The following is a 25,548-nucleotide window of genomic DNA, read 5'->3' on the forward strand; positions in this document are numbered from 1 at the left end:
CCCCCCCCCCCCCCCCCCCAAAACCCGAAACCTTCATTATTCATTTACAATCAAAAAGCACAAATTTCATTATGCATAAGATATTTTTTCTTGCTCCTTTTATAGCTGTTTCTCTTGTCAGTGCTCAAAAGTTAACCCAAGAGAATGTTACAGGATTCTGGAAACTGAAGGAAGCCGGATTTTATGAAGATCAAAAGAAAGTGGTAAAAGAATTTGATAACTGCCGTTTAATGAGGAATTATGCGATCAGGGAAGATGGTTTTGCTATTTATAACTATATAGAAGGAAAATCTGGCGATTGCAGGCCTTCAGAACCGAGGCTTTCTTTTTGGAGGATTGTAGAAAACAGAATCCAGTTTTATGTAGATGATAAAAATATCCTTGAAGAAGTGGAAGTAACAATGAATAAAGATCATACGATAACCTTTTCCAGCTATATTCCTGAACAGAAAAAAGTAAATGGAGATGCTTTCGCTGAAAAAATAGCCAACACGGTTCACTATGATATTCTTGAAAAACAATATTGATTATAAACGTAAAATTTTTGATGTATGAATTATGTAACGGTTATCTATCTCGTGAATCTGATATTGTATGCCATGTATTTCTTTGGAAGAACGGGTAGTGAAGTTGATGTATCAGGAATGGATTATGCTGTTTCCGGAACTTTATCTCTCTTTCTGATCTTCGGCGGATATCTGAATGCAAAGAAAAGGATGATCTACAGAACCGTTCTGTGGATGTTTTTTGTGAATGTGTTCTTATTCGTTTTTTCCGGTTTGTTTGATCAGTTTGGAAACGATTTTAATATTCTTTCTACAAGTAACAGTGATAGTTTTCTTTTTACATTGGCACTTATTGTTTATAACGGTTATCTTTTTCCTCTAACGGTTATTCTTGAGGGATCGGGTTTGTCATTAATAATGCCTGTCATATTATCATTTATCTTGCCTTCATTGGGATATTTAATAGGGAAGAGGCTGCATACAAATAATCAAAATCCCACTGAATTATAATCATTGCGAACCGAAGGTGAAGTAATCTCAATATTATTCAAGCTGCTAGTTGGAAAACGCAATGGTGCAAGAATTTTACAAACTATATGCTTTTAAGACACAAAGATTTTATCTCTGATAAAATTGTACTTCTTTAAAAATGACACAGACATTTTCACCAGCATTTTTGTCATTCCGGGCAGAGCAAGGAATCTAAACTTTAGGTTTAATATCCTTTACAGTTCTTGAAAACCAGGCAGATATTATTAAAAAAAATCTGCGAAATCTCCATCATATGCGAGAAAAATAATACCGTATCGCTTGCTGAAAATCTCACATTGAGCAAATCGAAATGTTCTCGTGGCTCTGCGTTTTCCAAAACTAAAAAGAAGAACAAAAAACTTTAAGGCTGTTCCTGTTTTTGAGGCTGGTTATTGAAGGTAAAGAATTTCTGCTTCCCGATTAATAGTTCAAAAAACAGTCTGAAGTCCGAAATTAAAGACCATAAAGGATATTTAAAAGTAGCCGGTTTGTTTCTCTCAATCACAGCATGACTGAACCAGGCAAATCCATAGCCTACAATCGGGATATACCAAAGAAATCTTTCTTTTCCGGAACTGATGACATACCATATAACGAAAAATACGAGAAACGTTCCGATAAAATGAAATATGCGGGTACCTGTTTTACTGTGTTCAGTAAGATAAAACTGGTAAAACTCTCTGTATGTTTTGATTCTTTCAGCCATGGTGGTTAGTTTATGGGTTCTTATGAAGCTAAAGCAATAATTTTGCCGATTTTTATCAGAGGGTAAAAAAATAAAAAAGGCAAAATCGCAAATCAGTTTCTCCATCAGAGTAACCTTTCTGCCATTTTGCCTTTTCGCAATTTTGTTTATTGCTTATTTAACTCTTCTTTAGCTCTTTTCCAAGCTTGCTGTTTTTGTATCCGTAGCAGAAATAAATAACCATACCGATCAGGAACCACATTCCAAACCAGAACCAGTTCTCGTGGCTCATTCCTGTAAGAAGGTAGAGACATGAACTTAATCCAATCAATGGAATTAATGATAAATTCTTGATAAAAGCTACAACACATAGAATCAGGTTGATGATAATAAAGAAGAAAATAGAAGCTCTGAATTCTCCTTCATTAGGATCTGACCAGTTCATTAGATTGTCAAAAAACTCCGGCTGCCATTTGTGGAAAGCCAGTAAGCCACCGATGAAAATAACCGGGAAAATAATTTTACCATTCACATAAGGAAGGTGAAATCTGCCTTTGATTTTTTCCTTGGCAGGAAGTAAAAGTACTCCCGCGCATACCAGTACAAAGGCGAAAATAGTTCCGATACTTGTAAAATCAAGGATAAAAGTTTTATCTGTAAACAGGATAGGAATACCTACCACAATCCCCGTAACAATAGTTGCGTATGATGGCGTTTTATACTTTGGATGTACCTTTTGGAATCTTGCAGGCATCAGTCCGTCACGGCTCATAGCGTACCAGATTCTCGGCTGTCCCATCTGGAAAACCAATAATACGGTTGTAATAGCTACAATGGCAACGAACGAAACCACAAGCTCCATCCAGGCTACATTGGCATTTGTTTTTTCAAATATGAATGAAAGAGGATCTCCTACACCATCAAATTTCTTGTAATCTACCATCCCTGTTAATACCAACGTCAAAGCGATATAGATCACCGTACACAGTACAAGAGAAATGATCATTCCCTTTGGTAAGGTCTTCTGCGGGTCTTTCGTCTCTTCAGAAAGTACACTTAAAGCATCAAATCCGATATAGGCGAAGAATACTCCGGATACGGCGCTCATTACTCCGGCAAAACCATTCGGCATGAAGGATGGTGTTCCGGTTGTTGGGCTTACCGGTGTCCAGTTTTCAGTATTGATATAAGCAAAACCAACCAGAATAACCAGTAGAATGACTCCAAGCTTTAAGATAACCAGAGAGTTGTTGAAGTTTTTACTTTCTTTTACTCCTACATAACAAAGCCATGTGATTAAACCGTTAATAACCAATGCCGGAATATCTACAATGAATTTCAAACTTCCAATCAATGGTGCTGTCTTCCATGCATTTAAGAGTTCTTTGTTTTCTGAACCATATTGAACGGCTTTCCTTGCTTCAGTATAGCTGCAGGTCAGATAATCAGGAATATGCATTCCGAGACGTCCTAAGAAACTCGTAAAATAATCCGACCACGAAAAGGCTACGTAAATATTCCCGAAAGAATATTCCATGATCAGAGCCCATCCGATTACCCAGGCAATCAGTTCTCCAAAACTGGCATAAGCATACGTGTAGGCAGAACCTGCAGTAGGAATCCTGCTGGCAAATTCAGCGTAGCATAAAGCGGTAAATCCACAGGCAAAACCGCAAATCAAATATAGTAAGATAACACCGGGACCACCTCTGAAAACGGCTTCTCCCAAACTGCTGAAACTCCCAGCTCCTATAATAGCCGCAATACCAAAAAATACAATGTCCCATACACCCAAGACTCTTAAAAGCCCCGTTGAAGTATCTGTATCTGAATAGATTTTTCTTCTAAAAAGTTGACTCATTCAATAACTATATTTGATTTGAAAAAAAGCAAATGTAATGATTTTTTATTTTGATGTTAACAGTTGTTAAGAACATTTGGGTAAAAATACTCAAACAAAAAGCTTTAGTCTTTATAAACAGGGATTTCCACATAGCTGTCATTGTACCATTTTATCTCAAGAGGATCACCGGAATCCTTTATCGTTTCATCACTTACATCTTTACCGGAACCATAATTGATCTGCCAGTTGGGACTTTTATTAACCCCAACTAATAATAGCAGCTTGCTTCCTTTTTCTATCTTTCTACTCATAAAATACGAATTGTTAATGGGAATCTGTTCCGTTTTATTCGGTTCAAGGAGCTGTCGTTTTTCATTGTTCTTCGCATAGCTGGCTCTCACAATATGAGTGGATAGTAAGGAAGACTTCCCATCCGGCTGAATCTGGTACAGATAAGTATCCGTATCAAAATCTTTTTTATTGATGGAAACATTCAATACGCCGGACAGATTTCCGCTGATGATCATATCCTTGTCAAGAATTTCACTTTCAAAAGCAATGGAATTGGTCATTTTTATACTGTCTTTTTTGCTGACTGTATAGTAAGTGTCTTTCTGATCTCTGTTTTTAAAGTCAACAATTTGATTGGTGAAATTTCTGGTTTCCGGTTTATTAAACACTGAAGATGTATTTTTTTTGTCCTGAAGGTAGAATTTCAAAGAAGAATTATGCATTTTATCAAGATCACCCGCATGTTTCCATGTATTCGTGTTCATCACCTGAAAATTGATTCTGTCTTTTAAAATTTCCGGTTTTTTACCTCCTTTAAGGATATAATCAAACCAGGAGAAAGCAAGGTCATCAATATTTATTCGGGCCACCGGATCAATAGGCTTACCATTCACGTAAGTAAATCCGAAGCTTTGGGCTCCTCCGTGATTGTATGGACCTATTACCAGATAATGATCTGCATTTTTATTGTACTGATGGTGTTGTTTAAAATAATACAGTGCACCAATCTGATCATCATCATAATATCCTGTCGTTGTCAGGATAGGAATATTGATTTTAGAAAAATCCTCTTTGTAGGGAACCATTTTCTGCCAGTACTCATCGTATCCCGGATGATCCAGCCATCGCTGGAATATTTTGCTAGGTTTTCCGCTTATTGTATCCAAAGATCTGAATGCTTTTCCGCTTTTGTACCATTTTGTATAAATAGAATCCCATTTTACAGCATTGGTAAAATCCGCTTCATCGGTAAACTTATTATTGGTTACATACTGAATCCATTGCAGCATATAGCTCATAAAAATATTATTCTGCGCAGGATAATCAATCCCGATTCCTACAGCAACCTGAGGAACGATTGTTTTTAATGCCGGATGAAGTTTTTTTACGGCTGCCCATTGGCTGAAACCCAAATAACTTCCACCGATCATTCCGACTTTTCCATTGCACCAGGGTTGTTTGCTTACCCAGTCGATTACTTCATAGATATCCTGTGATTCATGCTCAAAGGGATTGTTCACATTATTGCTGTTTCTCTTACCTCGGGTATTAACAACAGCTCCTACGTAATTATAAGCAGCGGCTCTCTTTCCAAAGAATTCATCAAACGGACCGGCATAGATATTATTGGTGAGAATAACAGGAAGTGGAGAAGTATTTTCTTTTTTCCGAATAATAGTGATCGTTAAGGTATTTCCATTTTTTATAGTAAGGTCTCTGGTTTCAATAATGAATCTTTCTCTGTCTTTTGACGCCAGCAGCTGCATCACCCGAGGTTTAATTCCCGAATAGGTTTTATAGCTTAAATAACTTTTGCACAGAGCAAGGGCAGTCCTGTAATCAATACTGTCTTTGTCTTTTTGTTTGTCAAGTATTTTTTTCAGCTGCTTTCTGGATTCTCTTACATCTCCATCAAGAGCAGGCCCGAGTCTGGGAATTAATTTTTCCGGAAGGCTTTCATATTTTTGGTTGAATACTTTTTTTAGTGCATTGGAAAAAGAAATGTTACTTTCTTTTTGTTCCATGTTCGAAAGGCTGTACAGTTCAAATCCGATATATCTGTAGTCTCCCATATTATGATCTGCGAAGAGATTACGATTTTCAGATAGAGAAACCAGTGAATTTTTATAATCCTGAGCGACCATCTGCAAACGGAAAAGATTATCCATAAGGTCAACCGTATTTTCAGGTTTATACTTTGCGGACTGAAGTTGGGGAATCACTTGCCGGGCAAGTACGGGTATCTGCTTTTCCAATATAAGAGAGTCATTTACAGCTGTCTTTGGGAAGTAAAATTTTTGTGCCTGCAGAAGGTTTACAAAAATTAATGCTAAAAGAATCTTAAATTTCATGAGATGGTGTGTTTATGGTATGTTTTTAGCTGCTTTTGAAAAAGTATCAAATTAACGTATGTTTTTGATAACTGTTTATTAAAATTGTTTACATTTTATCAAACGAAAGTAGTAAATTTTATCATTGTATAGTGAGAAAATTTTCATTGTTATGAAATAAGTATTAACATCCATTAACGCTGTTAAAACTTGCTTAAACAATAAGTTTTTAATATTTTCGTTAACTTATTTAGACTAATTTTCTTATATCAAGAAGAATGAAATCAAAAAAAATACTTTTAGCGGCTGCTGTAATTTATTTCGGAATCTCCGATGCTCAACAGTCTCAATATTTTACCCAGAAAGAAAATTACAGGTTCAATCTAGCCGAAAATCTTTATCAGACCAAAATATACAATGCTTCCCAATACGAATATGCAAGACAATATTTCTACAATCAGAATTTGTCCCGTTCAAAAAAGGAAGCTGCGCAGTTTTTTGATAATGTGATTGGTGTGATTCTTCAGAAAAATCATGCTGAAGAAGGATTAACGGCTTTCATGAAAGAATATCCTAATTCTGCTTATTTTGCTCAGGCTAATCTTCCGCTGGCTGATTATTATTTAGCAAAAAAAGACTTTGACAAAGCGTTGGAAACCCTGAAAAAAGTGAATCAGTATCAGCTTTCAAAAGAGGAAAATACCCAGTATATTCTGAAGCTTGGATATGCAAAATTTATGACAGGTGATTCTAAAGGAGCTACTGATGCCCTTGAAGAAGCTTATAAAACAGCAGATCAATCTCAAAAAGGAGATATTGCTTATATGTTGGGGCATTTATATTACAGCAACAGACAAAGTGATAAAGCTTTCCAGTATTTTGATTCTATCAAAGATCAGGATAAGTTCTCCAAACTGGTACGCCCTTATTATGTGCAGATGTATTATAATGATCAGAATTACGACCAGGCGATCACGGAAGGAAATGCTTTGTTAAACGAAAATATTTCAGATTCTTATAAAGCAGAAGTTCATAAGATCATCGGGGAGAGTTATTTCATGAAGAATGATTATACTTCTGCCTATCCACATTTAAAAGATTATCTGAGCGTACAGCAGAATCCTTCTGAAAACGATTTGTATGAGATGGGATTTGTGGCAGCACAGCTGAAAAAATATGATGAAGCGGTTTCTTATTACAACCAGCTTCTGAACAGCAACTCTGCTTTAGCTCAAAATGCTTACTACCAGTTAGGAAATGCTTATCTGGCTGTAGATAAAAAGCAGGAAGCGCTTTCTGCATTCCGTTCTTCTTATCAGATGGATTATGATGCGAAAGTGAAAAAACTGGCTCATGAGCAGTACGCTAAATTAAGTTACGATATCGGTAACCCGTTTGAAAGTCCTTCGGCGGTAATCCAAAGTTATATCAACGAAAATCAGAACGGAGCCAATGCTGCAGAAATGAGATCATTATTGGTGAAATCTTATCTGTATTCCGGAAACTATAAAGAAACGCTGAATGCGATTGACAGGCTGCAGAGTTCAACTCCTGAGATCAACAAAGTAGACCAGGAGGTTTCTTATTTATTGGGAACCGAAGAGTTCAACAAAGGAAATTATGATGAAGCTGAGAAATATTTCTTAAGAAGTCTTGGTTTTAATATCAATAAAGAATTCAACAGCAGAGCTTTATACTGGCTGGCACAGGTATATTACCAGAAAGGAAATTACCCTTCCGCCATTGTTCGTTACGAAAAGCTTCTTACTGAAAATTTCCCTGAAAAACAGCAGCTTCCTTACGATTTGGGATATGCCTATTTCAAATCCAAGAAATTTGATCAGGCTGCTACTTATTTCAAACAGTATCTTGCCAATCCGAAACCGGAGTTTAAAAACGATGCAGAACTTCGTCTTGCAGACATCCATTATGCCAACAATGATCTGAACGAAGCCATTGCCATCTATGATAAAAATGAAGATGCTACGGATTATACTTTGTACCAGAAAGCGATGGCTTTAGGATTCAAAGGAGACACTCAGGCGAAGATTACTAACCTTAAAAATCTTTTATCCAAATATCCGGATTCCGAATATTATGATGATGCTCAATACGAAATAGGAACAGCATATGCAGCTCAGGATGATTTTGCCAATTCCAATGATTATTTCGGAAAAGTAATTAAAGGTTCTTCTGACAAAGATCTGATTGCGAATGCTTCTATCTACAGAGCGCAGAATTACATCGATCAGAATCAGAATGATAAAGCACTTTCTGAACTTAAATCTCTGGGTGAGCAGTATAAAAATACAGCCTATGCCGAGAAAGTGGTGCAGGCTGTCAAACCGATCTTCACGAAAAACGGAGATGTTTCAGGATATGAAACTTTCGCAAGAAATATGGGGGTAAATGTAGATGCTGCTGAAATTGATGAGATCAACTTATCTACAGGTAAGCAGTTGTTTGCTAAGAAAGATTATAAAAATGCCATTTCTTACTACGAAAAGTATCTGACACAGAATCCAACAGGTGAAGGATTATATCAGGCTAAATATGAATTGGGAGAAAGTTACTATCAGACTAACAATTCAACCAAAGCTTTACTTGTTCTTCAGGAAGTGGCTGGAATTCAAAATGATTACCAGGATGATGCACAAACTCGTTTAGCTCAGATCTTTATTGCACAAGGTAATACTGCGGAAGCGAAAAAGTACCTTGAAGGCATTAAAAACTCTTCCAACATCAGCATTAAAAACTATGCGAATGTTGAGCTGATGAAACTGTACGCACAAGAAAATAATTTCTCTGAAGCTGAAAAATTAGCCAATGCGGTGATCTCCAATTCTAAAAATTCAGCAGCCGTTATTGAAACTGCGAAAGTAATCAAAGCAAGAAGTCTGATGAACTCAGGAAAAGATAAAGATGCCCAGGCAGCTTATGCTTCTCTTGAAAAATCATCCAATACTTCGGTAGCGGCGGAAGCTTTGTATGCTAAAGCCTATTATCAGAACAAAGGAAAAGCATTTAAGTCTTCTAATGAAACGATCTTCAAGCTTGCCAATAACTATGCTTCGGAAGAATTCTGGGGAGCAAAAGCCCTTGTATTGATGGCGAAAAACTATATTGGCCTGAAGGATAACTATCAGGCAAGTTATACCTGTGATCAGATCATTGCGAACTACAAAGATTTCCCTGAGATCGTAGCAGAAGCTAAAGAAGTTAAAAAACTGATTAAGAAATAATACATGAAGGTGTTTAAAATTGCCCTATATTCTTTTTTGATTTCTACTTCTCTCTGGAGCTGCATTCCATCGTATATTGCATATCCCAGGGAGTATAACCATGCAAAAGCTGATTTCAAAAAGCAAAAAGCTTTTGTGGTGAACAAGGATCTTGAGGAAGAATTTAAAATTTTAAAACATTCCGACATTTATGAAATTGTAGAAGACAGCAGTTATGCAGCTAAAATAACACTGCACCCGATGAAAACCTATACTCCTCCTTGTGGAAACCCAATGATTGGAAGTATGCTCACAGTCGGATTACTGCCTTCGGGATTTCCGTATACTATTTCCTACAGTTATGATGTTGCTGAGAACAATACAACGAAAAATTATCAATACAAATTACAAGTTTATCAAAGCCTTTGGCTGTTTAATATATTCAGACTGGGGAGAACTTTTTCAAAACAGTCGGGCAAAGCTTTATTAGGAAGTTATATGGCTTCCAATAAATAAAGACCCGTTATATATTTTTTTCAAATAAAGAAAATATGAACAAGAAGATTCAAATATTATCCATATTATTTTTAGGAATTTCGTCAGTGGCGTTTTCCCAGATCAAGGAGGAAAAACTGGTTCTTAACAAAAAGAGAGAACCGGAAGTGAAGAAGATCGAGAAGAAGAAGACTTCTGTGGAAACCATCAAAAATTATCCGCCGGAAGAGAAATCGCAGACTCCTGTGAAATATACCATCACGGATGTTCCTGCTGTTTCAGACTTCAAAACATCAACCATTCAGGGAGAAGATGTAGCTCCAAAATTTGACGGAACCGCTCAGAATAACTATTTCCAGTTCGGAATGGGTAATTACGGGAAAGTTCTGGTAGACGGAAATGTTTCAAAAACCCTTGAAAATAAGCTTGAAGTAGGAGCAGATGTTCACTTTCTTTCCACCAATGGTCTTAAAAAAGATTACGATTGGAAATCCGGGCAGACTTCAGCCAATGTTGGTGCTTTCTTAAACTCTTACGGAGAAAAGGGGAAGTTCAACCTTAATGCTGAATATGGCTTAGACAGCTATAATTACTATGGAATTTATGCCATGCAGCCTACCGGGGAGCTTGATCTGAAGCAAAAGGTCAATCAGTTTAAAGTAAACGGGTACTATGATTTTTACTCCAATGAAATCTTAAATGATGTAAGAGTAAAATCATCATTCCTGAAAGATCATTTTGATGCTTCGGAAAACCAGGTTTCCATTCTTGCTAACTTCTCCAAGCATGCTGTTGAATTAGGAAAATCTGGAATCAATCTGAATGCTGATCTGGGAGTAGGGCTAGATGCTGTGAAGACAGACTTTGCCATCAGAGATAAAAACTCTTCCAATTTCTTCAATACTAATCTGACTCCGAAAGTGACGTTCAGAAAAGGAGACTCTTATTTGATGCTGGGTTCTTCATTCTCTTTCCTGAATGCTAAGAATTCCAACGATCAGATGGAACAAGTGAAAAACAATAAAACCTACTGGTTTCCACAGGCAGAATTTCAGTTTGCTGCAGCTAATGAATTTAAATTCTATGGAGGGGTAGACGGTGGTCTGAAGCTGAATACGTATGGAGATATGTTACAGACCAACCCATTTATTCTTTCTGACCAGTTTTTAAAGCCTACAGAGACGAAATATCATTTTTATGTAGGATTGAGAGGGGACATTGATGAAACGCTGAAATATGACTTCTCTGCAGGGTACGGAAAAATGAGAGATATTATGTTCTTTAAGGCTAACGGTCTTTTTGATAACAATTCTGTTAATCGTTCTGCGTACAATTTCGCCAATACATTCTCTGCGGTTTATGATGACGGTAATGTAAGCGATATCAAAGGAAGTGTACAGTATTTCCCATTGGCCAATCTTATTATCGATGGAGAATTAAGGTTCACAAAGTACGATCTGAAGACTTACGACAATATTTATAACGTTCCTTTGTTCAATGCGAGCATCGGAGCAAAATATACGATGCTTGACAAGAAATTATTGCTTGGATTCAAAGGAATCTTTGCAAGTGACAGAACTACAAACTCTTATGCAATCGAGGGGGTAGGTGCTCCTAATGTAATCTTCCAGTCTACAGAGAATACAAACGATAAAGTTGGTGGTTATGCTGATTTAAATCTTTCCGCAGAGTATAAAATTCACAAAAATTTCAGTATTTTCGCACTCGGAAATAATCTTCTGAGCTCAAAATACCAGACGTACAAAGGCTATAAAGTCCTGGGTGCACAGATTCTGGGAGGCGTGAAAATTACTTTCTAAAATATACAAAACAATGAATGATAAGTAATCCGTATTACTCATTACTTATCATTCGTTACTGATAAATACGGCTGCATAGTTTAATGGATAGAACTTCGGATTTCGGCTCCGACAGTGAGGGTTCGAATCCTTCTGCGGTCACAAAGCTCCTTTTTTAGGAGCTTTTTTTATGCCTTGTCCTTTTATTTTTAGCGTTTTTGTTCATTCCTGCAATTAATATTTACATTGTTATAGTGTAATGTTTACGAGCCACATTATTTAATCCATCAGTTTATAAATAATTTTGCAAATAATTCAAAACAATAATAAAACATTTACAGAACTTACTTTGGGATAGAAGTAATATGATCAATTAAAATAAAAACAATTATGTCAATTAAATTAGGTGGTATTGCTCCAAATTTTCAAGCCGATTCGTCTGTTGGTAAAATAATAGATTTCTATAATCATCTTGGGAATTCATGGGGAATTTTATTTTCTCATCCCACAGATTTTACTCCTGTATGTCCTACGGAATTGGGAATGACAGCAAGGTTGCAATCGGAATTTGATAACCGTAATACTAATTGGAATAAAATGATTTTATTAAGCCTGTTAGTATGTGGATTGGCGGTTTCGTGCAAAAAAGCAGAAAATAAAGAAAACCAATCAAAGAACTCTTTTAAGGTAATGACAAAAGAACAGCAGGATAAATTGACCGGTGAAGCAGTTCTGAAAGATTTTATAGAGGGAAATAAAAGATTCCAGAATGAAATTGTAACGATGAGAGATCATACAAAACATTCAAGAAAGCTTGTAACGGGCCGGTTTCCTAAAGCTGCGGTTATAAGTTGTTCAGATAATCGTATTCCCGTGGAGGATATTTTTGATCAGGGTTTGGGAGATATTTTTGAGGGAAGAGTAGCTGGAAATTTTGTAGATGAAGATTTATTGGGAAGTATTGAATTAGCTTGTGTAGTAGCAGGTGCCAAACTTGTAATAGTAATGGGACATCAGCATTGCGGAGCTGTAAAAGGAGCAATTGACAATGTTAAGCTAGGCAATATTACAGCGACACTTTACAAAATAAGACCAGCGGTGAATATAAGTCTGAGCTATACAGGAATGAAAAACTCAAAAAATAATGAGTTTGTAAAGTTCGTTTCTGAAAATAATGTTAGAATAGCCCTCAACGACATACGAAAAAAAAGTCCGATCCTTAAGGAAATGGAGGATAATGGAAAGATAAAAATTGTTGGGACATTGTATAGTCCTTCAGACGGAACATTACAGTTGGTAAAATAAGAATAGTCATACTGTTTATTTATCAAAATATACTTTATATGCGATATATTCAGTTAATATCAACAATACAATCTTAATTGTTGTTTATACTCGAGTTCCTAAAATATTCAGATTATTGATTTTTCATCTCGTAATCAATCTAAAATAATAGCAATTTTTATTAAAAATTGCTCACACTATGTTGAATGTTGTGGCGTGCCAGAATATTGGGATGTAAAAAAATATCTTGACTCTTAAGGATATTTATTATATATAATGTAATTTTTTTTCAGCTTATCAACACAAATAAAAACTACATGCCTGGCTGGCTATTCTTACAGTATTAATTTTTTGTGAATTATTAAAACATCTAATTTTGTAAATAATTAATAGTTAAGCAATAAGGATGTTTTTATTACATTTTTGTGCAATAATGATCCTCTTAAAATAGACTTATTTGGAGCTGTTTTTAAATTGATATTTTCAATAAAGAAGTTAGTCTCTGTTGTTTCTTCAGGCTTGTATTGTATAAGTATATTTTCTTTTCTGTTTTGAATGATGTAAAACGTTGATTTTAAACATATTGAGTATTTTTTTTGTCTGGGTTCCAGAGTCTTATAGATCGCAATAATATTAATAACTAGTTTTAAAAAATAAGTATAAAAAATGAAAACAAAAACAAATGTCTTTTTAGACTTCGATAACACACAATTCGATGGCCATCTTCATAATACTATGATGAAATATTTTTATAAATCTGATGACATTCTTCATGAATTACAAAAAGTTGAGCCGAAATTAACAAAAGATCAGTTAATAAAGGAGCTTAAGGGTGAAGCCCCTCTTACACCAACTTCTAAGTATGCAGTACAGCTCGCATTGAAGAAGGCTCAAAGTGATGCTAAAGAAACAAATGAAAAACTTAAAGCAGAAGGAAAACCTGCAAAACCTGAACACACATTTGATTTTTTTGAAGGACAGAGTCTGAATAAACTTGTTAAAGAACGTAAAGATCAAGGTGTTGATGTTGCTATATTAACAGCCTCCATGTTTCCGGGTGCAATTAATGCAATAAATCAAATAAAGGGCTTAACGCATTTAAACGATATTCCCATGATTGTTGTTCCTATTGCTAGTAATGGTACTCCCAAGGAAAATAAGCTTAAAATGGCTCAGGATAAGAATAAAGAAATACAAAAATATGAAAGAGCACAAAGAGCAAGTATTGAAGGGTTGATTGATGTTAAAAATATTTTTGTTGATGATAGTAAGGAAAATATTGAAGTATTTACCAAAAGTAAAAATCCGAATAGTATCGGGATGTTAGCAACGAAAGGTCTTGATAAGGAACTTATGGAAAAGCTTAATAATGCGATAGAAAAAGCGCTTGAGCAGCAAGCGGCAATATCTAAGCAACGTAATAAGGAAAACGCATCATATGTAGATGATGTATATGCAAATGTGAATCAAGGTATATATGCAAATGCAAGTGAATTTAGATCAAGTAAAAATGACCTTTCAAAGTTCACAGAAACTCAGAATAAACCTGAAGTAGCACCAAGGCTTCCTCCTAGATTACCAAAACTCTCTCCTAGAGCTGTTAAAGCCGAGGCTAACGTTGCTCCTGCACTTCCTCCTAAATCACCCAAAATGCGTTAAAAGATATTTAATCAATAAAGGCACAAGCAAAAATGTACTATAGATAAGGTACTTCTGGAATTAAAAATAGTATTTCTATATGATCATTAATTTGCTGTACACTCAAAGGATTCACAGCAGGACAGTAAAAAGCCGGATGGACAGAAGTTGTGAGATAAATCTGTCCTTGCTTAGTCTGAAAAGTTTTGCAATTTTAAAGCCCTTTAGTATTCACTCAATATAGGTTAGGGTAATGAGCAGGCTGAGAAAAATAGTGTATGTTTTGTCATCGGCCTGCCCATCCTTTAGGATCAAAATAGGTCTCTAAAGTGAATTTTTTGTAATGTAAAGAACTTTTTCAAGTAAAATAAAAACACTTGTATGGAATATAAAACCCCAAAAACGTTAGAAAGAACACCTTTAGTCTTTGGTTATCCCGTAATTACCGCTATGATAGTTGTTATATGTTTAATGTTGTTTCTTTTTATTGTATTTAAAAAAGTACTGTTATCATTAGTATTTTTAGTAATTCCCATACTGTATTTATACATCATAAAAAAATACCCTAGAAAAGGTGAATTTAAAGAGTTTTTTTTTGATTTTAAGATGGGAGTACAATGTATCAGATTTGATGAGAAATTAGAAAATTTGATTAATATAAATTCAAAAGACAAAAAGGAGGTTTAAGGAATAACTGAATCATTTTCAGTTTTTTAATTGATATCAGTTGAATTGTCTGGCTTAAATCCCATGGCTCAGTTATCAAAAGATTTTTGGCAGACTGTCATAATTCTGCGGCATGATGGTAACAAAAATAGGATACTGCTTTTTCAACAAATATTCCAGTTACAAATAAACATAAACAAACAAAAATTAAAATTTAGTTTTAAAATAGAGTAGAAATGAAAAATTTGAAATTTAATAGAAGGAATTTAATTGCATTATTATTACCAATGGGTAGTTTATTATATTCTCAAGCAGGAGGTGGAGGAACAATTGAAACGAAAATTACCGGATGGACAACCACTCTTAAAACGTCATTGAATGCAGGAGTTACTGCTTTTGCAGTGGTGGGTGCTTTTCTAATATTTGTTCAGTATATGCAGGGTAACGAACAGGCTCAAAAGAATTTTGTCCGTTTTGTAATAGGTTTAGCCATTTTTGGTCTGGTTGATGTTATTGCTAATGTATTCATCTAGAGTCTATAGCTCTTTAATTAGTATTGTTAGATTTAAGCTATAGATTCCTTAACAGGTATAGCTTAAATCTAAAATCAACACTCTCTACCTCTGCAGGAATATTGAATAAAGCATAAAATTATCCAATATCATCTTTTTGCAATTTTTTCCTAAAATTTTGTTTGGCATGTATTCTAATAGTATGCCCATTAAGAACGTCTTTAATTTAATTATGGAATTTAAATCTTTTCTTGAACCTTCGAATAGTGAAGAAGAAAGAGTGAAGCTGGCTTCAGCAAAAGTTGGAAATAATGCATTAACAACTAATACTAACTTATTGAATAGCAATAAACTGTTGTGTGTAAGGTGTAAAGGAGACCAGAATGTTAAGGTGGCTAATATTGCTGCTATATCAGAAAACAAAGATGAAAATCAATATCCCTTATGTGAAAATTGTAGAAAAGCTTCTTTTAAAGTTAAAATATTCAGATAGAATGCTTTTCAGTTATCTGTATCATAAATTATCAATATTTAAAAAACAATGGATTTAAAAAAATTACGTGAGATTCCTTCTACTTATTCTTTAGTTAAAAAAGCATTATTTCTCAGCTTTTTTATTACACTAATAGCTATCGTTTCCAGTTCAGTCTGGGCGGTGTATGTAAGTAAGGTTTTTACTAAAAAGATATATGTTATCACTGAAAAAGGGCAGGCTGCCATTGCAAACTCTATGAATAATGATCAGGACTATGAAAATTATAGACTGCCTGAGATTAAGAATCATATTAAAGTGCTTCACAGATTATTTTATGGATATGATCAATTTAGTTATGATAAGAATATCAATGAGGCTCTCTATCTGATTGGAAACTCTGGAAAGCAATTGTACTTGTCTCTTAAAGCAAACGGGCATTTTGCGAGAATACAATCTCAAAATCTGGTTCAAAAACTAGATATAGATTCTATAAAAGTTAATGATAAACAATATCCTTATCACGCATCTGTTTACGGAAAACTCAATGTCTCCAGAGTTGATCAGAACGTGAGTACAAAAAACCTGTTCTATGCTTCATTTGATGTATATAACGTGGCAAGAACGGAAAATAATCCTCATGGTTTACTTGTTGAAAATTATCTATTCAAAAGTGAAGGGTTTGAAGATACTTCCGCTCAGGATGCTGGTAATAGTAGACAAGAGGAAACAGAAGGTTCTCAGAGGGCTGAGGAAAATTGATACGATATAGTGTTTTAAAATCCTTTTAGATTGCTAAGTATTGATAATAATCGGGAATTTCAATAACGGGATTCTGTTATAATTTGTGTATAATGAAAAATGATAAATATTCTTTAGATATTTTAATTATATTTTCCTTTTTAATAAGTATACTATTGGTTTTAGTAGATATTTATTATTCCAAATATAGTTATGTAGCTGAGAAAGAATTGGGTAACGAATATATCAATATATTCATCATAAAGTTATTTGGAATCTTCCCATTCATTAAGAATCCTTTATTACTGCGAACTTTAAGTCTTGCTATTGTTACCTTTTGTTGCTTTGGTTTTGAAGTTAAGAGAGAAGTAGGAGAAAATTCTTCTTTTATGAGGAATGTTGTGATAGTAGGATCATCTCTTATCATTTTCTTAAGCATATCCGTGGTGAGGATTGAGATTATATCTTATACAATCATATCTTTTGTTTCTTATATTATTTATATCGTTGGTTTTTTAAAATTGAGAAAATTCTTCAATTTTTATGATAAGAAGGATGAGTTTAATGATAAAAATCAAATCTTTGAACAAGAGAAGGTAGTTAAGAAAAATCCTTATTCTGTAAATTTTAAAACAGAAAATGGAGTGATTAATGTGGTGAATCCCTTTAGAGCCACTATGGTTTTGGGTACTCCGGGATCGGGAAAGTCCTACTCTGTGGTTGAAGAGTATATCCGGCAGCATATTCAAAAGCAGTTTTCGATGATGGTGTATGATTTCAAATTTCCTGCACTGGCCAAAGAAACATTTGCTTTTTATGAATACTATAAAGGGAAATACAAAATTGAACCGCGTTTTTGTGTGGTTTCTTTAGATGATTTGGAGAAATCTAATTTTGTGAATCCTCTGGATCCTCAGTTGATTCGGAAAGCAGCAGATGCCATCGAAGCATCACAAACCATCTTATTTAATTTGAATAAAGAATGGATTACTGAAAAAGACTTCTTCGCTCAGTCTGCTATTTCTTATTTCGCTGCCTGTATTTATTTCCTGAGAATTTATGAAGACGGGAAGTTTTGTACGCTGCCTCATGCCATATCTTTAGCTTCTTTACCGGATGAAAAAGTGTTTAAAGTTTTTGGTAAATACTCGGAACTCAGATTCTTTATGACTCCTTTTGCAGATGCCTTGGCCAAGCAGGCTTATGAGCAGCTTTCAGGTCAGACAGCATCTGCAAGAATACCTCTGTCTCAGTTGGCAACAAAGGAATTGTTTTGGGTAATGGGCAATAATGTATTTCCTGAAGAGAATATTTCATTAAGTATCAATAATCCCGAAAGTCCATGCATATTAATTATTGCCAACTCACCAAGTACCCAAACAACTAATTCTCCTGCTTTAGGGCTTGTGGTTACCCAACTTCTTAAAGAAATTAATCAGCAGGGAAGACAGCCTTGTTCAGTCATATTGGATGAGTTGCCAACCATGTATTTTATGGGGCTGGATAACCTGATTGCAACTGCCAGATCCAACAAAGTTTCTACAACCATTGGAATGCAGGATCTTGAACAGCTGAAGCGTGATTATGGTGATAAAGTAGCTGAAACAATATTTAATATCGTAGGTAATATTTTTAGTGGCTCAGTAAGAAGTGAGACGGCAAGTAAGCTTCAGGAAATATTTGGAAAGAAAAAGCAAAAATTAAAAAATGTAACCATTGATACCAATAACTCATATTCCATCAATGAGAATTTAGAGTATGCAATTCCGGTATCTGCTATATCTCAGCTTTCTCAAGGAGAGTTTGTAGGGGTGGTTGCCGATAATTTCGGAGAAGAAATTAACAGAAAGATTTTCAGAGGGAAAATAAAAGTAGAGAAGCGTACTGATCAGATAAAGAAGGAGATCCCAACAATTATAGAAGGAGAAATGATCAATGAGGTTTTAAACGGAAATTTTGAAAGAATTGTAAAAGAGGTAGATATTCTTATTGAAAACGAATTATACAGAATTTCCCAGGAGGAAGAAGCTGATATGGGCACTGAGCCATCATCACAGGTGGAAACTCAATAGAATTGATTTTTAGTAATTGAGAAAATGTAAAATGATGTAACTTCTTATGTATAGAGTACTTAGTAAAAGAAATAGGATGCTTCCTGTATGTTTTATTTTCTTTATAATATTTCCTTATCAAAGATTAAAATCACAAAAGATGATACCGCCGGTGGATTCCTATAGCAAAATTGTGTCATCCAATTATGGTTATAGAAAACATCCTATTGATAGAATACTTAAAAAACATCAGGGTGTTGATTTTTCTGTACCTACAGGAACTGCTGTATTTTCTACCTATTACGGTATTGTATTAAGCTCAAAGTATGAAAGAGGATATGGAAATACCATCTTAATTGATAACCAGGGAGGCTTTAGAACCAGATATGGACATTTAATGTCCTTATTTGTTGGAAAGGGTGAATATGTAACACCCGGACAGTTGATAGGATTAAGTGGAAATACAGGACATTCTACGGGTCCTCATCTACATTATGAAATAATAGTTGAAGGTAAAAGAATTGACCCTCTATTGTTTCTGAATATTATGTGTAAAAATAGTTTATAAAATATGTTTGCAAATCTGGACAAAAAAAAGAAGATCATTATTGGAGTCGTTTTCGTGGCTGCTTTAGGTATTCTTACTTTGATTATGAGTCTGATACTGTTCCCAAAAATGAAGGAGTCAGATGACAAGTTGATTGTAACTCCTAATGTTGATGAGAAACAGCTTGAAGAAAAATCAAAATTAGAAATTTATAATCAGGATGAGAGGGATTTAAAGAAGTACTTTTCAAAAGATGGAAAGTACGGCATAGATACAGAGCTTCCTGAAGATGAAAAATTATTGCAGGAACAGCTTCAGAACTTTGATAGCAGAACTGAAGAAAATAATTATGCCAAAAGGCAGGAACGTTATATGAAGGCTTTATCTACTATTTCTTCACAGGAAAGAAGTTATCCTTCCGGTTCTGGTAATAGTTCCGGTTATGATCTTGGTTCTGAAAGTAGTCTGAACAAAATATTTGAGCTTCAGGATAAGATCCGTTCAGGATTAACGGAAGGAGCGGCCTCTCGTAATTCTCCGGATTCAGAGGATACTTTAAAAACCAGGGAAAGTAAAAAGGATTTAATTAAAAATGAAGCTCGTAATCAAAAGAATTTTTTCCAGGGAACAACAGGAGGAAGTAATAAGAAGATTTTACAGCTGATTCCTTCAGAAACTATAGAACAGAAGAGAATATTAGATAAAAATATTATTCCTATCAGAATAAAAGAAGATATGAGGCTTTCAGATATGCCGGGTGGGCTGGTAATTCCTAAGAATACAATTGTTTATGGAAGGATATCTCTAAAGGAAGACCGGATCAGTATTGATATTGAAAGTTATAAAAAAGATAATGTGCTGTATCTGTTAAACTTTAGAGTTTATGACTACGATGGAAGAGAAGGTATTCATATGAATAATCATTCCTGGCTGAAAATTCCATCCACAGTATCGCAGGATGTCTTTGATTATGCCATTCAAAGAGGAACAAATGCCGGCGGTTCTGTTTTGGGTGGAGGTACCAATACCGGGATAGATTTAAAAGAGGCCAGAAACCTTGCCATTTTATCAGCAGGAAAAGAAATAAGCAAAGAAGTATTTGAGAAAAAGAGAGTGTTTTTACCTAAAAAATACCAATTGTGGATCAATATAAAGTCCTCCAATAATGGCTCTGGTTTTAATTAGAATACTCTTATTGAGAAGTGAAGTAAAATGGTTTAATAATTATTTCCTAAGATTATGAAAGATATAGATATCAAAACAACTTTTAACATATTGGCAGTAGACGATGATTTGTTAATTAGTAAAAAAGGAGATGTTGGCTTGGTTTATAAGGTTATGCTTCCTCAGATATATTCGCTTGATAGCGAGCAGATTGAGCAGATTAGCGTTATTTTTGATAAAGTAATCAGATCTTTACCGGCCGGAACAATCTTGCAAAAACAGGATTTGTTTTTTGTAGACTCTATCAAAGAGCATGTATCAGACAGCCCTAATTTTTTAGCAGCAAGTGATAATAGGTTTTTCCATGAAAAGCCGACAATGAGTCATGAGTGTTATATCACTATAATAAAGGACTCCAAAAGTAAAGTAAGTATACTTAATAATTCCAGCCAATATAATAAATATCTAGATGGAATAGATGATTTTATCAAGGCTGTAGAATCGAGTCTTTCATTTTTAACGAAAGAAAGCTTTTTTACCGTAGAAAGGTTGAAAAATCAACAGATTATTACTCTTTTAGGAAAATATTTGTCTCTTTCGAAAGAAGGGGAGACTAACCTGAGAGATATGTTCTTTGATAAGAACTTACAGATAGGAAATAAATTTGCAGAATTGTATACCATATCTTCTAATAATCAACTTCCTATTACCATTAATAGTACAATAAAAAGTATTGAATATTCTACACCCAAGACTGATTTTAGAATTCCTTTTATACAGCCGGTATCTACAGGGCTGGATGTAAACCATATCTACAATCAGGTGATTTTTATTGAGGATTCAGAAAAAGTTTTTTCTTCCCTTAAGACCAAGATGAATCAATTTAAAAGTATGGCGATACTTTCAAGAGAAAATCAGGTTACTTATTCTCAGATGGAAGATCTTGTAGAAGATGTATTGGAAAGGGAGTTAACGTTTGTTTATCAGCATTTTAGCGTAATTGTCTGGAATGTTTCACAAAAGAAATTGGAAAATGATGTCAACTTATTGGAAAATGCTTTCAGGGATTTGGGAATTACGCCTTATCAGGTGAAGTATGCTCTCAATGAATTATATATGAACAATTGCCCTGGGGCATCTGCTTATATTTCAGAGAATCATAAATTTATTGGTATCTCCGAGCAAACCTCTTCATTACTGAATTTTGAGTCCTATTACGAGAGCAATAAAGATGGAATTCTTTTCTGTGACCGTAAAAACGAATCTCCTTTACGTCTTGATTTATGGGACGAGCCTGTTAAAAAAGGAATCATCGTGAACAGAAACAGATTAATTTTCGGGCCTTCAGGAACCGGGAAATCATTTTTGATCAATCATATTGCGAGTCAGTATTATGAGCAGGGTCATCATATTGTAATGATAGATATTGGAAACTCTTATAAAAAGCTATGCGAACTGGTAGAAGGGGTTTACTTTACGTATGACTTAAACTCTCCTCTACAGTTTAATCCTTTCTATTACTATGATGAAGATGAAATTAACATAGATAAGAAAACCTTTCTCCTTTCATTGATCTTTTTCTTATGGAAAGGAGAAGAGGGAGCTTCAAGAGAAGAAAAACAAATATTGTCCACCTATCTTGACCTTTATTACGAGCATATCATTCATAATGATATTTTTCCTTCCATGTCTACTTTCTATGAGTTTATATCGGAAAATTCGGCTGTTGAAGAAGAATCAAGTTATTTTGACAAGGTCAGCTTTAAACTCTCCCTTAGAGATTTTTACGACGGGCATTATAAAGATATACTCAATGCAACAGAACCTGCCAACCTGATTCATGAGCGTTTTATCGTATTCGAAATGGACAATATCAAAGATCATCCTACATTGTTTCCTTTGGTTACCATGTTGTGTATTAATCTGGTGATGACTAAGATTCAGAAGATTCCCGGAGTGAAAAAATCAATATTTATAGACGAGTGCTGGAAGCCTATTTCCAAAGGAGAGATGGCGGAGTTTATCAAGTATTTGTATAAAACCGTTCGTAAGTTTTATGGAGAAGTTGCTATTGCTACCCAGGATCTGGAAGATATTTTAGATACTGCTGCCGGGCCTGCTATGGTGAATAATACAGATACTCTGATTATGCTTTCTCATAAAAAGAAAATGGCATCTAAAGATAAGTTTTCCAAATATTTATCATTGAGTGAAGCTGATCTTCAAAAACTTTATTCTACAGACAAAGGAGAGGTGTATGTTAAAGTAGGAAGTATGTCTAATGTATATAAAGTAAAAGTATCTCCTGAAAGATATGCTTGCTATTCTTCCAATGCTGATGAAAATAAAGTAATCAGGGGTATATATGAAGCTAAAGGAAACATGTCTGTGGCCATTAACGATTTTATTGATTTAAATTCTCAAAAGAAATGAAAAAACACATTATATTATTTATTCTATTTTTTATCTGTTCTCAGGGATCTTTCGCCCAGGAAATATTGGAACCCTTATCTCAGCGCCAGTCCATTGACGTTTCGGATGTGAAGACAACCCACATTATTTTTGATGAAAAAATAAAGTATGTGGATGTAGGATCTACTTATTTCGTTGCAGATACCATTGGTAATATGCTCAAATTAAAGCATACGGGTGAAGAGCTGGAGGACTTAAAGAGCCAGCAGGCGAATCTTACCGTGATTAATGGCAAAGGAAGCTATTATTCTATTGATATGGACTATAACAGAAATCCGGATATAACAACCTATAAGGCGATTGAAACCATTACTACGATAGATTATTTTGCAAAGGAGAGTATCTATAAAATTGAAAAGGAAGAAAGGACAGCACAAGATCTTCAGGAATTGTGTATGCTATCTGAAAGTGCTCCTTCTACCGTAAAAATTAAAGATAATAATGATGGATTGAACCTGACTTTAAACGGAATCTATTACAGAAACTTTCAGAATAAAATTGTCTTACGCGTAGAAATTTATAATACCTCTAAAATCACTCTGGATATAGACCAGATTCTTTTCAGATCAAAACTTAAGAATAATAATGCTGCAAAAAAAGATTATGTCTATCAGGAGAGAATACTGACCCCCGTAAAAACCTGTGGCGAGCAGCGAAATATTAGACTGGGTGAAACAAGGGTTATTACCTTCATCTTCGACAAATTCACATTAAACGAAGATGAGATATTGAGTCTTGAAGTAGGTGAATATGCCGGAGGAAGAAGTGTCAATATCCGTATTCCCAGAAAGAAACTTTTATTTCCGGAATACATATAAACCTATTTAACATATTCAGTTATGAAATATCTGATTCTGCTATTGCTGTTTTTTTCACTGCAATATAAAGGACAGCTGCCCTACATTGATCCCATAGGTTTAGTGGAAAGAATTTTAGAGAACAATGCCACTAATGATTATGAAAAAGCTACCAAAAAAAGCCTGGATGAGCTGGGGCAGATTGCGGCTGTCAATGAAGCCGAAAATGCAGCGAGGACTACTGTTTCTAAAAAGAACCTTATCAACTTTGCGAAGTACTCCAACGTTTGTAATCCTTATTTTAATCCTGTTAAAAAAAGCAAGTGCAGAAAGAAACTGGAATATATTAAAGCTGCGAATAGCATATTGGAAAATGCATTTATAGCAGGGGTAGGGATAAACATTAACCGCGGGAACAGAGAAAAGCTGGATGCAGGATTTATGAATACGTTAAATTTTCTGATTCAGGAATTGGAAGACATGAAGTATAAGGCGGAACAAAGTAATCTATTCTACAAATTAGGCCTCATACCCAAGTAGCATCAATATTTATCCATATATAATAAGTTTTAATAATACAGTATTATGAAAGCATTACCATTTTTGTTTTTTTTAACATTTCAGCTATTTTCAGCTCAGTTTGTACATGTTGCTATTCATTTGAATAATACCGATTCAGATACAAGGAAAAAGCTTGCAGAAATTCTTTTACATACGGGTGCAAGAGCTATACAACTAAAGCTTCAAAATGATTACCTGGAAGAAATGATTAAGAATGATGAAGAATTTTTAGAAAGGAATTATAAAAAGTCAGATAAATTTGATAAGCAAAATGGCTTTATTGCTAATTCTATAAAGTCCGGGGCTTTAGGTGTAGGGCCGGTTATATTAAATAAGTTTAAAAAACTTCCTTATATAACCAATGTTAAGAATGATTATTTACAATCTCTGGCACTGGATAAATTAGTACTTCTTTCTCTCCAGAATGTTGATGCCTCTAAAATAAAGGCGTCTGAAAGACAGGAAATTTATAGAATCCGCGATCAGCTGGTAAGGGTATATTCTAAAAATGATAAGGAAGTTTTTGGTGTGATGGCTTTGCCTGCTTTAGCATTTCTCATACAAAGCAATCCGGGGCTCATCAAATTGATCAAGAACCTTGAAATTATATTTTAGTTTTTCTATACCATTTTGTTTGTACAACAATGATAAATCTATTTCAATATGTATAAGTTTCTGATAGTACTGTTAGTATTTACTTCCATAAAAGCTTATTCTCAACCTTTTGCCAATAACCCTGTTGGCCCAATTTCGGATGTTCCATCGAATCTTGGATCAGTTGCAATTATTGTAGAAAAACATTTGTTGAAGGGAAGAGAAGAAACAACGGAGAAAAGAACTCAGAATTTTTTAAAAGAGTATAGAAAAAGGCTTCAATATTATGGTGGTTTTTTCTGGCTGTCTACGGTAAATAATATTATCAATAATGTTAAAGACAGATCCCGTCAACTCAGACAGGATAATGAAAAGCTTTCTTTCCTGTATTATTCTAAAAAGAAAGAGAACAGAGTCTATTTGCTTTCAGCAGACAGCCAGATTGAGAATATGTCTTCCCATTTTTTAAATGGTGAAAAAGCTGCCATTCTGGGAGAAAAATTTAATCTGTATGAAGACCTGAGAGTATCGCTGTCTGCGATTAACCGGAAGCTTGATCGGGTAGAAGAAAATATCAAAGAGAGTACGCTGAAGAGGAAATTTGTGCAGCAGTTTGCTAAATAATGA

22 protein-coding genes and 1 tRNA gene are annotated in these 25,548 nt (G+C 34.6%); 20 read left to right on the forward strand and 3 right to left on the reverse strand.

All coding sequences use genetic code 11. The annotated features are described in order from the left end of the window. Positions 1-71 precede the first annotated feature (71 nt). Positions 72-527, forward strand: a complete 456-nt coding sequence (locus ACODR7_RS12545) for a lipocalin-like domain-containing protein (RefSeq protein ID WP_488839443.1) — start codon at positions 72-74, stop codon at positions 525-527. 24 nt (positions 528-551) lie between these two features. Next, positions 552-1,016 carry a hypothetical protein gene (locus ACODR7_RS12550; RefSeq protein WP_488839445.1) on the forward strand — a complete coding sequence of 155 codons (465 nt, stop codon included), beginning with the start codon at positions 552-554 and terminating at the stop codon, positions 1,014-1,016. Between the two features lie 382 nt (positions 1,017-1,398). Here ACODR7_RS12550 and ACODR7_RS12555 read toward each other — a convergent pair whose 3' ends face one another. From ACODR7_RS12555 to ACODR7_RS12565, 3 genes are all read right to left on the reverse strand, one after another. Continuing rightward, positions 1,399-1,743, reverse strand: coding sequence for an Mpo1-like protein (locus ACODR7_RS12555; protein ID WP_488839446.1), 345 nt, complete (start codon positions 1,741-1,743; stop codon positions 1,399-1,401). Positions 1,744-1,900: 157 nt separating this feature from the next. After that, positions 1,901-3,583 carry an APC family permease gene (locus tag ACODR7_RS12560; RefSeq protein ID WP_488839448.1) on the reverse strand — a complete coding sequence of 561 codons (1,683 nt, stop codon included), beginning with the start codon at positions 3,581-3,583 and terminating at the stop codon, positions 1,901-1,903. A gap of 104 nt (positions 3,584-3,687) precedes the next feature. Beyond that, complete coding sequence (locus tag ACODR7_RS12565; protein ID WP_488839450.1) at positions 3,688-5,928, reverse strand: CocE/NonD family hydrolase; 2,241 nt, start codon at positions 5,926-5,928, stop codon at positions 3,688-3,690. Positions 5,929-6,185: 257 nt separating this feature from the next. On the opposite strand from ACODR7_RS12565, the gene ACODR7_RS12570 reads away from it, so the two are divergent. From ACODR7_RS12570 to ACODR7_RS12655, 18 genes are all read left to right on the forward strand, one after another. Then, positions 6,186-9,149, forward strand: a complete 2,964-nt coding sequence (locus tag ACODR7_RS12570; RefSeq protein ID WP_488839451.1) for a tetratricopeptide repeat protein — start codon at positions 6,186-6,188, stop codon at positions 9,147-9,149. 3 nt (positions 9,150-9,152) lie between these two features. Continuing rightward, positions 9,153-9,644, forward strand: a complete 492-nt coding sequence (locus tag ACODR7_RS12575) for a hypothetical protein (protein WP_488839453.1) — start codon at positions 9,153-9,155, stop codon at positions 9,642-9,644. Between the two features lie 35 nt (positions 9,645-9,679). Continuing rightward, on the forward strand, positions 9,680-11,443 hold the full coding sequence (locus ACODR7_RS12580) for a TonB-dependent receptor (protein ID WP_488839455.1): 1,764 nt from the start codon (positions 9,680-9,682) through the stop codon (positions 11,441-11,443). Positions 11,444-11,512: 69 nt separating this feature from the next. Beyond that, positions 11,513-11,584, forward strand: a tRNA-Arg gene (locus ACODR7_RS12585). A gap of 228 nt (positions 11,585-11,812) precedes the next feature. Beyond that, complete coding sequence (locus ACODR7_RS12590; protein WP_488839457.1) at positions 11,813-12,727, forward strand: carbonic anhydrase family protein; 915 nt, start codon at positions 11,813-11,815, stop codon at positions 12,725-12,727. 645 nt (positions 12,728-13,372) lie between these two features. Then, on the forward strand, positions 13,373-14,365 hold the full coding sequence (locus ACODR7_RS12595) for a hypothetical protein (protein ID WP_488839459.1): 993 nt from the start codon (positions 13,373-13,375) through the stop codon (positions 14,363-14,365). 360 nt (positions 14,366-14,725) lie between these two features. Next, positions 14,726-15,031: a hypothetical protein gene (locus ACODR7_RS12600; RefSeq protein ID WP_488839461.1), complete on the forward strand. Its 306-nt coding sequence runs from the start codon at positions 14,726-14,728 to the stop codon at positions 15,029-15,031. A 215-nt stretch (positions 15,032-15,246) separates the two neighbouring features. After that, positions 15,247-15,543 (forward strand): hypothetical protein, encoded by a 297-nt coding sequence (locus ACODR7_RS12605; RefSeq protein ID WP_488839463.1) that lies wholly within the window; start codon positions 15,247-15,249, stop codon positions 15,541-15,543. Positions 15,544-15,754: 211 nt separating this feature from the next. Further along, positions 15,755-16,015 (forward strand): hypothetical protein, encoded by a 261-nt coding sequence (locus tag ACODR7_RS12610; protein ID WP_488839465.1) that lies wholly within the window; start codon positions 15,755-15,757, stop codon positions 16,013-16,015. A gap of 48 nt (positions 16,016-16,063) precedes the next feature. Next, entirely contained in the window at positions 16,064-16,756 is a 693-nt protein-coding gene (locus ACODR7_RS12615) for a hypothetical protein (RefSeq protein ID WP_488839467.1), read from the forward strand. A gap of 92 nt (positions 16,757-16,848) precedes the next feature. Further along, a complete protein-coding gene (locus ACODR7_RS12620) occupies positions 16,849-18,807 on the forward strand; it encodes a type IV secretory system conjugative DNA transfer family protein (protein ID WP_488839469.1) in 1,959 nt (652 codons plus the stop codon). Between the two features lie 139 nt (positions 18,808-18,946). Further along, the gene (locus ACODR7_RS12625; protein ID WP_488839471.1) at positions 18,947-19,354 is read left to right on the forward strand and encodes a M23 family metallopeptidase; all 408 of its coding nucleotides are present in this window, start codon (positions 18,947-18,949) and stop codon (positions 19,352-19,354) included. A 3-nt stretch (positions 19,355-19,357) separates the two neighbouring features. Next, positions 19,358-20,518, forward strand: a complete 1,161-nt coding sequence (gene traM / locus ACODR7_RS12630) for a conjugative transposon protein TraM (RefSeq protein ID WP_488839473.1) — start codon at positions 19,358-19,360, stop codon at positions 20,516-20,518. A 54-nt stretch (positions 20,519-20,572) separates the two neighbouring features. Next, positions 20,573-22,930: a TraG family conjugative transposon ATPase gene (locus ACODR7_RS12635; protein WP_488839474.1), complete on the forward strand. Its 2,358-nt coding sequence runs from the start codon at positions 20,573-20,575 to the stop codon at positions 22,928-22,930. Next, complete coding sequence (locus ACODR7_RS12640; RefSeq protein ID WP_488839476.1) at positions 22,927-23,787, forward strand: DUF4138 domain-containing protein; 861 nt, start codon at positions 22,927-22,929, stop codon at positions 23,785-23,787. Before ACODR7_RS12635 ends, ACODR7_RS12640 begins: the two co-directional genes overlap by 4 nt. Positions 23,788-23,808: 21 nt before the next feature. After that, positions 23,809-24,306, forward strand: coding sequence for a hypothetical protein (locus ACODR7_RS12645; RefSeq protein WP_488839477.1), 498 nt, complete (start codon positions 23,809-23,811; stop codon positions 24,304-24,306). A gap of 45 nt (positions 24,307-24,351) precedes the next feature. Further along, the gene (locus ACODR7_RS12650; RefSeq protein ID WP_488839479.1) at positions 24,352-24,942 is read left to right on the forward strand and encodes a hypothetical protein; all 591 of its coding nucleotides are present in this window, start codon (positions 24,352-24,354) and stop codon (positions 24,940-24,942) included. A gap of 48 nt (positions 24,943-24,990) precedes the next feature. Next, positions 24,991-25,545, forward strand: a complete 555-nt coding sequence (locus tag ACODR7_RS12655; protein WP_488839481.1) for a hypothetical protein — start codon at positions 24,991-24,993, stop codon at positions 25,543-25,545. Positions 25,546-25,548 lie beyond the last annotated feature (3 nt).

Source organism: Chryseobacterium sp. FG46, assembly GCF_057809135.1.